Source organism: Stenotrophomonas sp. (assembly GCF_032061965.1).
Lineage (GTDB): Bacteria > Pseudomonadota > Gammaproteobacteria > Xanthomonadales > Xanthomonadaceae > Stenotrophomonas.
Window position 1 is genome coordinate 22,097 of sequence record NZ_DAMBEF010000035.1, and the last position, 13,895, is coordinate 35,991.

The window sequence follows — 13,895 nt, forward strand, 5'->3', positions numbered from 1 at the left end:
AGTCCGCACGGGAAACCAAACCTAAGGAAGCCACACTGCCACGCGCATAGTGGACTGTACTGACGAAACTACCGCACGCTCCGCCCAAAGCGATCTCATCAAAGCGAGCCAACTGCACTACGCGCGCAGTCTGGATGCACGGCGATGGCCAATGAAACATTGAACCGGGCTTTGCATTGCATACACCGCCCTCGCCACCCGGGCCGTCATCGAGCCGCACAAACAATGACGGCGCCATCCGGCGCCGTCATTTCCACTCACTCCAAGCCGCCGCAATTACCTTGCCTGTTCGCCGCCCAGATGCTGCGATAGAAAGTCGAGCAACCTCGTAAAATACTCACGTTGATGCGGCTCGGTATAAAAGCCGTGCCCTTCGGTTGGGTAGTACAGCGATTCCACCGGCGCACCCGATTTCCTGAGTGCTGCTTCCATCATGCGCGTGTGCGCAATCGGGGCGACCTCATCCTCACCACCTGCCGCCAGGAACACCGGCACCTTGATCTGGCCCGCGAGACGATTGGGCGACGACGTCTCGAGTGCCGCCTGGTCTTCACCCACCCAATCCTTGGACCATTTGCCCAGGCTGCGTGCCACCCGTCCAGTGTCCCGCTGCATCATCGGCAGGTCATACACGCCTACGTAGCCGGCGGCGCAGCGATAGAGCGATGGCTCCTTGGCGGCCCCCATCAGTGCGGCGTATGCGCCATAACTTGCTCCGTAGATGCAGATGCGTGAAGCATCCGCATGTCCCTCGCGCACCGCCCACCGCGTTGCATCGGTAAGGTCATCCTGCATCGCGCCACCCCACTGCCGGGCGCCAGCGCGCCGGAACGCCCAGCCATGGTTTCCAGAGCCACGGTAATTGACCTGCATTACCGTGTACCCGGCAGCCGCCAGCATCTGTGCATCGCGATCGTACTGCCACTCATCGAAGATGCCGAACGGCCCGCCATGCGGCATCACCACCATCGGGCCAGCTCCTGTCCTGCCGCGTGCACGGGTGAGATAGCCATGTATCTGCAGGCCGTCACGTGCAGCAAAGCTGAAAGGTTCCACCGCCGCGGCCTTCTCTGGATCAATCCAACTGCCGCTACCAACCACATACTCCAGCTTCTTGGCCTGAACGTCGTACAGATAGAAGTCACCGGGGTTGCTGCCCGACCATACCTTCACCACAAGCACCTTGCCGTCCTTGGTGCCCGATGTGACGTTCACCGATTGCCCCGGGAAGGCCGCTTCCAGACTGCGGTACATCCGGGCTTCCGGCGCTGATTCGTCGAAGAAAATACTGCGGTGACGCCCGTCCATCACCAAGGCGCCAACCGGTACACGCGTGCCGTTGGCATGGATGATGCTCCAGGGATCAGCGGCCTTGTCGTGGAGCACCGTCGTACGGACATTGCTGACCGGATCCCAGGCAACAATGGCATCAGTGCCGTCGCCCTCCCCTTTCACCAGCAGATAGGCAAGCGCATCGTCGGCCGAAAAACCGAGAGGCTGCTCAATATGACCGCTCACGGCCTGGTCGTTGATCAGCCGCCAATCGCCACCGGCAGCGTCACGAAAGTACAGCTTGCTGGCATTGTCCTGATCTGCCCCGACCGCCATTCGGACAATGCCCGTGTTATCGGTAACGAAATCGGCGTTGCGCACCGGCGCGGAGGCCTGGGTAGTACGGCGGCCGCTGTTCACGTCCAGCTTCTCTGCTCGGGTGAAAGGCTCCACTGAACTCATAGGCCACACCGACACCACTACATTGCGGTCATCACTGGCCAGATCATCCACCAGGAACGCAGCGACGCTTTCAACCTTTTTGGGCTGAATGCGCGTACCGGGCCCATTGCCCTGCACCCGGAAACCCACCAGCAGGTCAGCCTTGCCGCCGTCGGCATTGATGGCGTAGAGCTCACCGGTCGGACGCGGCTGGTCGAGCATGCCGAACTTCTCGGCCAGGCCGATAAGCACACGCTCGTCATTCACCCAATGGAAGTTACTCACATGCGCGTTGCGGGCCGGCATGAACGTACCGCTCTGCTTGTTGCCCTCGCGGGTGAATATGACCAGCGCGGTCTTGTCCTCCAGCGGCACCGTCGCCGCGTAGTACTTCCCAGAGGGCGACAGCTTGATATCGTTGAAGTCATCCTTGCGGATGAACTGTCCCAAGTCCACAGCCGCGCTGGCGCAGCCAGCGCAGCCAAGCAACAGCATCGAAAACAAAAATTGCAATCCCCGCACACCTGTCTCCCGGAAGGGCATCCATCCCTCTGTGCGTCAATCTAATCACTCTGGCACCCGATTGCCAAGCGTCGGGGCCCGACTGTGCCCAGGTATCAGCGCAAGCCGCCTGGCGCCAAGCGCAGTACCCAAAGGCGCAGGTAACTCCGTGTAACCGCATGCAAAGAAATACGTTATTCGCTGCAGGTCGGCTATTGTTGCCAGTGAACCGGCGCGTCGTAATTCCCCTGCAACATCACATTTCTCAACGTACGGTAGACAACGATGGAAACCATCCGTCCAATCGAAGGCAATCCCATCCTTGAGTCCATTGAACTGAGCTGGCCTTGGGCGACCATTGATCCCTTCCTGCTGTGCGCGCCGCAGATCGATCACTACCCGCCCGGCAACACCGTGCAGAAGCTCGACCCCGAGCACCTGCAAGGCCACCGCGCAGGCAATGATTTCGCCAACGCCGACGGCTACAGCCTTTACTTCGGCAAGGACGGACTACCGGGCTTTCCCAGTCACCCGCACCTGGGCATGGAGACCGTATCGATCCTGCGCAAAGGCTATGTGGACCACGCCGATTCCCTGGGCAACAGCGGTCGTTATGGCCCCGGTGATGTGCAATGGATGACCGCCGGTGGCGGCATCCAGCATGCGGAGATGTTCCCGCTGCTGCATGACGATCGCATCAACGAATTCGAGCTGTTCCAGATCTGGCTGAACATGCCGGGCCGCAGCAAGTACGTCGCACCGGAATACCGGATGATGTGGGCGGAAAAAATTCCGCACCATGTGCATGAAGGAGCGGACGTCACGATCATCGCCGGCACCTACCAGCCGATGGAAGCACCGGGGCTGGCGCCTATTGAACCGCTGCCACCCACACAAAGTACCTGGGCCGCCAACCCGGACTCCGAGCTTGCCATCTGGGTGATCACGCTTCAGCCCGGTGCCCGCCTCACCCTGCCCCCGGCGCTGTTGCAGGCCAACCAACGCACCCTCTACACACTTGCCGGGCGCGGCATGTTTGTTGCTGAGCAGGATGTAGGTGGCAATCACCGCATCAGGGTTGTCGCACAACAAACGCTATTGCTGGAGAACCGTGGTACCAAGGAAAACACGCTGATACTGATGCAAGGCGTGCCATTGCAGGAGCCGACGATCCGCTCCACGGTCTATGTGACCAATACGATTGCCGAGCTGCGCCAAGCCAAACTCGACTTCCAGCAGACCGAGTTTGGCGGCTGGCCCTGGCCACACCGCGAACCCATGCACGGGCCTGGCTTCCGTCGCTTTGCCAGATACGCCGAAGATGGCAGCGAGGAAGATCCGGCGGCTTGATTTCTGCTTGTCGGTCACCCTGCGGCTGGTCTTCCCGAGGACCTCCAAGAATGTGTGGATCAAGCTTACGGGGAGGCTTCAATTACACCACCGACACCTTGTTCGGACATTGCACAGAACAAAGGCCATGCACTGCATGGTCTTCGGGACCACACACGTCAAGCGGCGATCGCACAAGCCCCGCCCTGGCCGTCATTTCTTCTTTGGCGCGCCTGTGGAGCCTCGCAACATCAAGCTGAAATCCAGCGTCTGCTGGAGCGGCACATCCACATGTTCGATGATAGCGAGCAGCAGATTGACCGCGCGCTCACCGATCTCCCGCATGGGTTGCCGGATGGTGGTCAATGGAGGCGTGAGGTAACGGGATGACGCCAGGTCATCGAAGCCAACAACGGACAGGTCATCCGGCACGCGGATGCCCATATCCCGGCAGGCCGCCAGGGTGCCCAGAGCCATCTGGTCGCTGAAGCAGAAGATCGCGGTCGGCGCGGGCGCGAGGACCAACAGTGCCAGCGCGGCCGCATGCCCGGATTCCACCGAGAAGTCACCGGGCACGATGCTCAGCTGACGCAGCCGTCCACGCGCTTTGCCAGCGGCCCGAACCCCTTCCAGCCGTTGCTGGTGCAGGGGGTTGTCGGGCGGCCCGCCGACCACCGCGATCCGCTCGTGCCCCAGTCCATACAGGTGCTCCATCACTGCACGCGCGGCGGCCGCGTTGTCGATGTGGACGCTGGGAATGCCGAGCGCCGGGTCGAACTCGCAGCCATTGACCACCGGTGCCGCATCGCCCAGCTGCTGGACGATGTCGCGCGCCGTCGGCGGCAGGCGATGCCCCAGCACGATCAGACCATCGGCCTCGTTACGCCGGAGCATCTGCGCGTAACGCTCTTCGCGGTCGGGTTGATGCTGGGTATCGCCCAGCAGCACGGCGTAGCCGACCGCCTGCGCAGCGTCCTCCGCACCCTGCAGGATCTGCGCGAAGAACGGATTGGCGATGTCCGGAACGGTGACCAGGATCTTGCCGCTGCGCTGGGTTTTGAGCGTCCTGGCAACCGTGTTGGGGATGTAGCCCAACGCAGCGGCGGCCTGCTCGATGCGCGTGCGCGTGGCCGGCAGGACTTTGTCCGGCCGCGAAAGCGCCCGCGACACCGTTCCGGCGGAAACGCCAACGTGCTTTGCGATGTCATAGATGGTTGCCATGGCGTTACGTTCTTCTTGACGCTGTGCAGCGCACAACAGGTCTGCGAGGGGCCCATGCTAGGGTAATGCAATCGATTGCATCGAGGCGAATCAGCGTGAAGACGCTCAAGGGTCCAGCACTGTTCCTGGCGCAGTTCATCGGCGACACACCTCCCTTTGATCGGCTCGATACGCTGGCCGGATGGGCGGCGGGCCTGGGCTATTCTGGCCTACAAGTACCCACCAGCGCTCCCCAACTGTTTGATCTGGCCGAGGCCGCACGCAGCCAGGCGTACTGCGACGACGTCGCCGGCATGCTGGCCGGGCATGGCCTGCAGATCACCGAACTGTCCACCCACCTGCAGGGGCAATTGGTCGCCGTCCATCCCGCCTATGACAGCCTGTTCGACGGCTTTGCGCCGCCGGACAAGCGCGGCGATCCGGCCGCCCGCCAAGCCTGGGCGGTAGAACAACTGCTGCTGGCTGCCAGGGCCAGTCAGCGGCTGGGGCTGACCGCGCACGCCACGTTCTCCGGCGCACTGGCCTGGCCATATTTCTACCCCTGGCCACAGCGTCCGCCGGGGCTGGTGGAAGAAGCCTTCGCCGAACTCGGCCGCCGCTGGCGCCCCATCCTGGATGCCTTCGATGCCTGCGGCGTGGACCTGTGTTTCGAGATCCACCCGGGCGAGGACCTGCACGACGGCGCAACCTTCGAACGCTTCCTCGAGGTGGTGAACCAGCATCCCCGCGCGAAAATCCTGTACGACCCCAGCCACCTGCTGCTGCAGCAGATGGACTACCTGGGCTTCATCGACCGCTATCACCAACGCATCGGCATCTTCCACGTCAAGGACGCGGAGTATCACGCCAACGCACGCAGTGGCGTGTATGGCGGTTACCAGGGCTGGATTGATCGGCCGGGGCGGTTCCGTTCGCTCGGCGACGGCCAGATCGACTTCAAGGCGATCTTCTCCAAATTCGCGCAGTACGACTTCCCAGGCTGGGCAGTGCTGGAATGGGAGTGCTGCCTGAAACACCCGCAGGACGGCGCACGCGAGGGCGCCAGTTTCATCCGCGATCACATCATCCACGTAACCGAGCACGCCTTCGACGACTTTGCCGACAGCGGCACCGATCCTGGATCACTGCACCGCATGCTGGGTATCTGAGCCATCAACCGCCCGGGAGGGCAAGCCATGACGCACGCCATGTCGCGCTTGGGCGCGATGATGTTTCTGCAGTTCTTCATCTGGGGAGCCTGGTTTGTGACCCTGGGGACGTACCTGGTGCAGGGCCCGCTTCAGGCCAGTGCGAGCCAGGTGGCAACTGCCTTCCTCAGCCAATCGATCGGTGCCATCGTCGCGCCCTTCCTGGTCGGCCTGATCGCGGATCGCTACTTCGCTGCGCAGCGCATTCTCGGAGTACTGCACCTGGCCGGCGCGCTCCTCATGTGGCTGGCGTCCACGGCAACCAGCTTCAGCACGTTCTCCGCCTGCGTCATGGGCTACATGCTGTTGTTCATGCCGACGCTGGCACTGGCCAACAGCGTGGCGATGCGGCACATGCAGTCGCCTGAGAAACAATTCCCGCTGGTGCGGGTGGCCGGCAGCGTCGGCTGGATCGTGGCAGGCATACTGATCGGCTGGCTGGGCTGGGAACAGGCACACCGGCTGGAGCTGACATTCCGGATGGCCGCGATGGCGTCTCTGGTACTGGGCCTGTATGCATTCACCCTGCCGCACACCCCGCCGCTGGCGCAACAGCGTGACGCCGGGCTCGGCCAGATCCTCGGGCTGGATTCGCTGCGACTGCTGAAGTCACGCTCCTATCTGGTGTTCTTCCTCGCCTCCATCGCCATCTGCATTCCGCTGGCGTTCTACTACAACTTCACCAACCCGTATCTCAACGATCTGGGCGTGCGGGGCGCAGCGGGCCTGCAGTCGCTGGGCCAGGTCTCCGAAGTCCTGTTGATGCTGGCCATGCCGTTCCTGTTCGTGCGCCTTGGGGTGAAGACCATGCTGGCGGTGGGCATGGCGGCATGGGTGGTGCGCTACATCATGTTTGCCTTTGGCGATGCGGGCAGTGGCTTCTCGCTGCTGTTGATCGGTATCGTGCTGCACGGCATCTGCTACGACTTCTTCTTCGTCACCGGCCAGATCTACACCGATGCGCATGCCGGCCCCACCGCGCGCAGCAGCGCACAGGGCTTCATCACCCTGGCCACGTATGGCGTGGGCATGTTGATCGGCACCTTCCTGTCCGGCGCGGTGGTGGAGCACTTCACCACCGCTGCAGGGCCGGACTGGCAGCAGATCTGGTTGTTCCCGGCTGGCGTGGCGCTGGTTGTGCTGATCGCCTTCCTGTTGCTGTTCCGCGACCGCCCGGCGGTTGCGACCGCGCCTTCCACGCCCTGAGGAGCCCCACCGATGCCAAAGCTTGGAGTCGCCATCATCGGCACCGGCATGATCGCTGCCGTGCATCGCCGCGCGGTGTTGCTGGCCGGTGCCGAGTTGCGTGGCGTAGCCGCCTCCTCCCCACAGCGCGCACGCGAGGTGGCGCAGGCGTGGGGTGTCCCGCGCGGCTACCACGACATTGAAGACATGCTCGCCGATCCACAGGTACAGGTCGTGCACGTCTGCACGCCCAACCATCTGCACCGCCCCATCGCGCAGGCCGCGCTTGAAGCAGGCAAGCACGTGGTCTGCGAGAAACCGCTGGCCACCACGCTGGAAGACGCCCAGGCGCTGGCGGCATTGACCGCGTCGACCGGGCTGGTCGCCACCGTACCCTTTGTCTACCGCTATCACCCGGTGGTGCGCGAGGCGCGCGCACGCATCGCGCAGGGCGAACTGGGGCCGTTGCACCTGATCCACGGCAGCTACCTGCAGGATTGGCTGCTGGACCCCGCCAGCAACAACTGGCGCGTGGACCCAACGCTGGGCGGCGTGTCGCGCGTGTTCGCTGACATCGGTTCGCACTGGTGCGATCTGGTGGAATGGGTCAGCGGCGAGCGCTTCACCGAGGTCAGCGCGGCCTTCGACACGGTGATCGCCGAGCGCGGCGCCATCACCGGCCAGAGCTTCACCACACCGGCGGCGGGCGGCGCGATGCAGGCGGTAGCCAGCGAGGACGTGGCGGCGGCGATGTTCCGTACCGGCGCCGGTACGCTGGCGTCGTTGACGGTCAGCCAGGTATCGGCAGGGCGCCACAACCGCCTGTGGTTCGAAATCGACGGGGCCAAGGCCAGCGTGGCATTCAATCAGGAGGACGCCGAGCGGCTGTGGATTGGCCTGCCCGACCAACGCGCGGAAGTCTTCGTGCGCGGGCCAGGTGCCGGCAGTGCCGAACAGCGGCGGCTGTCAGCGTTACCGGCCGGTCACGCGCAGGGCTATGCCCAGTGCTTCGAGGCGTTTGTTGCCGACACCTATCGCGCCATCGACGGCGAGCAGCCACAAGGCCTGCCGACCTTCGAGGACGGTGTGCGTTCGGCACGCATCGTCGATCACGTCATTGCATCGGCCAGGACACGCGCCTGGACCGCCATCGGTTGAATTCCCGGAGGATGCCTCGATGAACATCGCCGCTCGCAGAGCTGCAACCCTCGCCCTGCTGTTGCTCGCCGCCCTGCCCGCCCTTGCACGCGACAGCACCGGCTCGCAAGCGCCGATTGCGGTGCAGATGTACACCCTGCGCAACGCCGGCTCGCTCGACCAGCAGTTGAAGATCGTCCACGACGCCGGCGTGCGCGCGGTGGAAACCGTTGGCACGCAGGACGTCAGCGCTGCCGAACTCAAGCAGCTGCTGGACCGGTATTCGATCAAGGCAATTTCATCGCATGTGCAACTGGCCGAGTTGCGCTCTGGCCTGGATGGCGTGGTGGCATTCAACCGGGCGATCGGAAACACGACACTGGTGGTGCCCTACCTGGCCGAGAAGGAGCGCCCAACCGATGCCGCGGGCTGGTCCGCACTGGGCCAGGAACTGGGCCAGATCGCGAAACAGGTGCAGGCCAAGGGCATGCGTCTGGCTTACCACAACCACGACTTCGAGCTGGTCGACTTCAATGGCAGGACCGGGTTGGAACTGCTGTTCGCAGCGGCCGGCCCTGATCTGCAGACAGAACTGGACTTGGCCTGGGTTGCGCGTGCAGGCCTGGACCCGGCGGTAATGCTGGGCAAATTTCGTGGCCATGTATTCGCAGTACATGCCAAGGACAATGCGGACAAAGGTCAGGCTGAAGACGAGGGCGGTTTCGCCGCGGTTGGCCAGGGTGTGCTGGACTGGAACACGATCCTGCCTGCCGCTGCAGCGGCCGACGTGCAGTGGTACATCATCGAGCACGACCAGCCAAGCGACCCGGCCAAGATCATCCGGACCGGCGCGGACTACCTACGTGAGCACCTCAACCCCACTGTCTCCGCCGGCGCCAATGCAGGGCGCTGACGCGTCAAGGATTCCCGCTTGCAAATACGCTTGCACACCTGCTTGAAACCGATCCTCACCGTGGCGGTGGTTCTATCCGGCGCGATGTTCTCGCTGGCTGCGTGGCCCAAGGGCGACCCTGCAGCCGCCGGTGCGCAGCTCTATGCAACGCATTGCATTGCCTGCCATGGCGCAACCCGGGCAGGTATTCCGCCGACGTTTCCCGCGCTTACGGACGTAGCCAAGCGGCTGCAACCGGCGCAGATCCAGGACAAGATCAGGCAGGGCGGCGGACTGATGCCGCCCTTCGCCCAGCTGTCGCAACAGGAGATCGATGACATCGCCAGCTTTCTGGCGAACTAGAAGCAAGGCTTAAAGCTCGCGCACCCAGATGTTGCGGTAGCTGACCTTGGAATCATGCTCCTGCAGGTAGAGCGGTGCGCAGGCATGTGGCGCGTACGAAGGCGCGCCGATGTACTCGGTCTTGCCCGCCAGCACGGTATCGTCCTGCACCAGCACGCCGTTGTGCAGCACGGTGATGCGGGCTGGCGTAGTGAGCCCGCCGCCCTGCGAAAAACGCGGTGCCTTCCAGATGATGTCGTAGCTCTGCCATTGCCCCGGTGCGCGCGAGGCATTCACCAGCGGCATCGCCTGCTTGTAGATCGAGCCGGCCTGGCCGTTGGCATAGGTGGCGTTGTTGTAACTGTCGAGCACCTGCAGCTCGTACAGCGCCTGCAGGAAGATGCCGCTGTTGCCTCGGTTTTGCCCCTCGAAGCCCTCGGTTTCGACAGGCGTGCGCCACTCCACATGCAGCTGGATATCGCAGAAGGACTGCCGGGTGCGGATGCCCTTGCTGCCCGGAACCACGGTGAGCGCACCATCGGCGACGGACCAAGGCACGCGCCCGCCCTGCTCGGATTCCCACGCGGAAACATCCCTGCCATCGAACAGCACGATCGCGTCGGATGGGGCGGTGCCTACCGGCGTGGCCACGATCGTCGGCACGGGCGCCCACACTTCGGTCGTCTTGGGATCGCGCGCGGGGTCGCCGGCGGCCTGCGCAAACGCAGGTGCCGCAGCTAGCAGGCAAGCGGCCATCAGCAAGGGGCCGATCATCGAATCGTTGCGCTCCATCAATTGGTCCCCCAAGCTGGCGTGCCAGGAATATATGCCAGCTCACCGTCGTAGCGGCCCGGCACGGCGACGTACTGCAGCACTTCGGTCGCGCCGACCTTGGAGGTGAAGAACCCGAAAATGGCCAGTTGCTTGATCATCGTGAAGTAATGCGGCATCACGCCGTCTTCCTGGGCGGTGCCGGTCTCGGTCACCCTGACCGCGTGCGCTTTTGCTTCCGCATCCAGCGCGCGCAGCAGTTCGGTACGGGCCTGCGGCGTGAGCGATACGAAGCGGCCACCGGCACGTTTGTCGATATCGACCAGACCGGCGCGGAACGTCTCCTGTTGCAGGGGGGTGTAACAGTCGGTGACGAACTGCACCATGAAAAGCCCGGCGCCGGCGTCCTTCGCCCCCGGCGTCTTGGTCCGCGGCAGGATGGTCTCGGCGATCTCGTCCAGCATGCCGGCATCGGCAGCTGAGAAGAGCGATTTCGCCCCCGCGGCCGGCGGCTGTGCCTGCACCAGCGCGGGCAAGCCGACCATCGCCGCGCCGGTGGCGACGACAATCATTTTCAGCAGTTCGCGGCGTTCCATCACAGGTTCCCCGTTTTCAGTTCGCGCACGGCGTGGTCGGCCGCCCGCGCCGTCAGCGCCATGTAGGTCAGTGACGGATTCACGCAGGCACTGGAGGTCATGCAGGCACCGTCGGTCACGTAGACGTTGGGCGCATCCCAGACCTGGTTGTGCTGGTTCAGTACGGAATTGCTGCGATCACGCCCCATGCGCGCGGTCCCCATTTCGTGAATACCCTTGCCCGGGGCGTAGTCGTTGTCGTGCATGTTCACGTCCTTGACGCCAGCGGCCTCCAGCATTTCGGCAGCATCGGCGGCCATGTCCTTGCGCATGGCCAGCTCGTTCGCGCGCATCGCGACGTCCATCGCCAACACCGGCAATCCCCACTTGTCCTTGCGGTCCGGATCCAGGCGGATCGTATTGTCGTGGTGCGGCAACATTTCACCGAACCCGGTCATTCCGATCCGCCAGTCGCCTGGCACGGTCAACGCCTCCTTCAGGTCGGCACCGATGTTCAGCTCGGCTATTTCGCGCGACCAGCCGGTACGGCTGGCGCCGCCCTGGTAGCCAAACCCGCGCAGGTAGCCACGCTTGTCCGCGGCGACGTTGCGAAAACGGGGAATATAGAAACCGCAGGGACGACGACCGAAGTAGTACTTGTCTTCATAACCCTCGACGCGGCCGGAGGCGCCGGCACCGAAATGATGGTCCATCACGTTGTGCCCCAGCTCGCCGGACGACGAGCCCAGCCCACCCTCCCAGACATCGGTGGCCGAGTTCATCAGCAGCCAGGTCGAGTTGAACGAGGACGCATTGAGGAAGATGACCTTGGCCGTGTATTGATAGGTCTGCCCGGTCTCGGCATCGATGACCTCCACGCCCCGCGCACGCTTGCGGTCCTTGTCGTAAAGCACCTCCTTGACGATCGAGAACGGCCGCAAGGTCAGGTTGCCGGTTTTCATCGCCGCCGGCAGCGTCGCCGCCTGGGTCGAGAAGTACGCACCAAAAGGACAGCCCAGGATGCACTTGTTGCGGTACTGGCAGTTGACGCGGCCCTGCTCCGGCATGGGCTTAGTGATATTCGCGGTGCGCGAGTGGATCATATGGCGCGTACCACCGAATGCTTTTTTTATCCGCGCGGCCACGTCCTTCTCGACGATGTTCAACGGGATCGGCGGCAGGAACTCGCCGTCCGGCAATACATCCAGTCCCTCGCGCGTGCCGGCGATGCCGGCGAACTTCTCCACGTGGTCGTACCAGGGCGCGATGTCGGCGTAACGGATTGGCCAATCGGTAGCGATTCCATCCTTGAGGTTCGCCTGAAAATCCAGGTCAGACAGGCGATAACTCTGCCGCCCCCACAACAGCGAGCGACCGCCTACGTGATAGCCACGGTACCAATCGAACCGCTTGGTCTCGGTATAGGGCGATTCCTTTTCATCGGCCCACATGCCTTCAAGATTCTCAACCAGACCGTAGTCCCGCATCAGCACCGGATGGTCGGCTTTCATCGCCTGTGTTGGCCGGTTGCGATGCGGGAAATCCCACGCTTCCTTCATCGCGTTGACGTAGTCCTTGATGTGCTCGATGTTGCGTCCGCGTTCCAACATCAGCACCTTGAGGCCCTTCTCGGTCAGCTCCTTTGCTGCCCAACCGCCACTGATTCCCGAGCCAACGACGATGGCGTCGTAATGATTGTCTGCCATGGGTATTTCACCTGGGTGGATATCGTTTCAGACGTCGCAGAGGCGGATGGCCTCGCGTAGCGAGTTGACGGGATCTGCCGCGGCAGGCATGAACTCCTGCGCCAGATACCCTTCGAAACCGGTGTCGCGGATCGCGCGACAGATGGCGGGATAGTGCAGTTCCTGCTGGTCACCGATCTCGTGCCGGCCCGGCACGCCCGCGGTGTGGTAATGCTTGAAGCAGGCATGATGCTTGCCGATGGTGGCGATGATGTCGCCCTCCATTATCTGCATGTGATAGATGTCGTATAGCAGGCCGAAATTATCCGACCCGATCCGCCTGCACAGCTCCACGCCCCATGCGGAGTTGTCGCACAGGTAGTCGTGATGATCGACCTTGGAGTTCAACAACTCCATCACCAACACCACGCCGCGCCTCTCCGCATGCGCGAGGATGCGCTTGAGCCCCGCTTCGGCATTGGCCATGCCTTCCTGCGGGTCCATGCCGTTGCGATTGCCAGAAAAGCAGATCAGGTTGCGGTAGCCGGCATCAGCCACCAGATCGATGTGCCGCATGTAGCGCTGCACCAGTTGGTCGTGGAACTGGCTGCCGGCAAAGCCCTTGTCCAAGCCCATCTCCGCGCCGTTGCACATCGAGCTGTACACGCCATTGGCCTTCAGCGTGGGCCAATCCTCCGGGCCTACCAGGTCGATGGCGGCAAAACCGATGTCCTTCACCGTCCTGCAGAGCTGGGCAACCGACTGCTGCGGGAACGTCCAGCGGGCCACGGAATGCTTGAGATTGCCCTTGAGCGGCGCGCTGGCAGCAAGCGCAGGCGACACACCCGCCACACCCAGGCCAAGGCCGAGGCTCCCGGCGACAGCAAGGCGCAGCGCATCGCGTCGCGTGAGTACCGGGGCCGGTACCGGTTCGATCGAATGGATGGACATCCACCTTCCGGCCTCCCAGCCGGTAACAAACGCTGACGATTCGCAGCAATGCAATCGATTGCACCATAAAGGAGGGAATCAATTTTTTGCAAGTCGCGGCGCACGAAAACCCATGCTGCGTGGCACAACGTTCGTCACACCGATTGCTGCGTGTAGGTGATGGAATGTCGCAACAGGATGGCGTCGTGCTACCCGCTCGGCGGCGGGACCGCCGGTTGCAGCGTTGAATTCAACGGTCTGCGAAAGACCGTGGAGAAGCGCATGGATTGCGGCCGCGCCGTTGACACACTCGATGAGGCCTGCGCGCCCATCCAGATAATGGCGCATTGAAAGGAAGAATTCTTCGGATAAAAAAAGGTTCATCGCGGAATACCGGGGAAGGCTGCGCGGATCTTCAGGAAGAAGT

General features: G+C 63.1%; 13 protein-coding genes. 6 read left to right on the forward strand and 7 right to left on the reverse strand.

Going from position 1 to position 13,895, the window contains the following annotated elements; all coding sequences use genetic code 11:
- Positions 1–276: 276 nt before the first annotated feature.
- Positions 277–2,208: a S9 family peptidase gene (locus tag RT460_RS15535; protein ID WP_313320014.1), complete on the reverse strand. Its 1,932-nt coding sequence runs from the start codon at positions 2,206–2,208 to the stop codon at positions 277–279.
- A 291-nt stretch (positions 2,209–2,499) separates the two neighbouring features.
- On the opposite strand from RT460_RS15535, the gene RT460_RS15540 reads away from it, so the two are divergent.
- Positions 2,500–3,564, forward strand: a complete 1,065-nt coding sequence (locus tag RT460_RS15540; RefSeq protein WP_313319988.1) for a pirin family protein — start codon at positions 2,500–2,502, stop codon at positions 3,562–3,564.
- Positions 3,565–3,756: 192 nt separating this feature from the next.
- Here the strand turns inward: RT460_RS15540 and RT460_RS15545 are convergent, their stop codons facing one another.
- Positions 3,757–4,764, reverse strand: coding sequence for a LacI family DNA-binding transcriptional regulator (locus RT460_RS15545; protein WP_313319990.1), 1,008 nt, complete (start codon positions 4,762–4,764; stop codon positions 3,757–3,759).
- A 95-nt stretch (positions 4,765–4,859) separates the two neighbouring features.
- Between RT460_RS15545 and RT460_RS15550 the strand changes: the two genes are divergently transcribed.
- From RT460_RS15550 to RT460_RS15570, 5 genes are read left to right on the forward strand one after another with little or no spacing between them, the layout of a single operon-like run.
- Positions 4,860–5,912: a sugar phosphate isomerase/epimerase family protein gene (locus RT460_RS15550; RefSeq protein ID WP_313319992.1), complete on the forward strand. Its 1,053-nt coding sequence runs from the start codon at positions 4,860–4,862 to the stop codon at positions 5,910–5,912.
- A gap of 27 nt (positions 5,913–5,939) precedes the next feature.
- Entirely contained in the window at positions 5,940–7,157 is a 1,218-nt protein-coding gene (locus tag RT460_RS15555) for a nucleoside permease (protein WP_313319994.1), read from the forward strand.
- A gap of 12 nt (positions 7,158–7,169) precedes the next feature.
- Positions 7,170–8,294: a Gfo/Idh/MocA family oxidoreductase gene (locus tag RT460_RS15560; RefSeq protein ID WP_313319996.1), complete on the forward strand. Its 1,125-nt coding sequence runs from the start codon at positions 7,170–7,172 to the stop codon at positions 8,292–8,294.
- Between the two features lie 19 nt (positions 8,295–8,313).
- On the forward strand, positions 8,314–9,186 hold the full coding sequence (locus RT460_RS15565; RefSeq protein WP_313319998.1) for a sugar phosphate isomerase/epimerase: 873 nt from the start codon (positions 8,314–8,316) through the stop codon (positions 9,184–9,186).
- A gap of 42 nt (positions 9,187–9,228) precedes the next feature.
- Positions 9,229–9,528 (forward strand): cytochrome c, encoded by a 300-nt coding sequence (locus RT460_RS15570; RefSeq protein ID WP_313320000.1) that lies wholly within the window; start codon positions 9,229–9,231, stop codon positions 9,526–9,528.
- A 9-nt stretch (positions 9,529–9,537) separates the two neighbouring features.
- Here RT460_RS15570 and RT460_RS15575 read toward each other — a convergent pair whose 3' ends face one another.
- From RT460_RS15575 to RT460_RS15595, 5 genes are all read right to left on the reverse strand, one after another.
- Positions 9,538–10,299, reverse strand: a complete 762-nt coding sequence (locus RT460_RS15575) for a DUF1080 domain-containing protein (RefSeq protein WP_313320002.1) — start codon at positions 10,297–10,299, stop codon at positions 9,538–9,540.
- Complete coding sequence (locus tag RT460_RS15580; RefSeq protein ID WP_313320004.1) at positions 10,299–10,874, reverse strand: gluconate 2-dehydrogenase subunit 3 family protein; 576 nt, start codon at positions 10,872–10,874, stop codon at positions 10,299–10,301. The genes RT460_RS15575 and RT460_RS15580 overlap by 1 nt, the downstream gene beginning before the upstream one ends.
- Positions 10,874–12,559: a GMC family oxidoreductase gene (locus tag RT460_RS15585; RefSeq protein WP_313320006.1), complete on the reverse strand. Its 1,686-nt coding sequence runs from the start codon at positions 12,557–12,559 to the stop codon at positions 10,874–10,876. The genes RT460_RS15580 and RT460_RS15585 overlap by 1 nt, the downstream gene beginning before the upstream one ends.
- A gap of 27 nt (positions 12,560–12,586) precedes the next feature.
- Positions 12,587–13,489 carry a TIM barrel protein gene (locus tag RT460_RS15590; RefSeq protein ID WP_313320008.1) on the reverse strand — a complete coding sequence of 301 codons (903 nt, stop codon included), beginning with the start codon at positions 13,487–13,489 and terminating at the stop codon, positions 12,587–12,589.
- Positions 13,490–13,567: 78 nt separating this feature from the next.
- On the reverse strand, positions 13,568–13,895 hold a 328-nt coding region (locus RT460_RS15595), incomplete at its 5' end, for a hypothetical protein (RefSeq protein ID WP_313320010.1).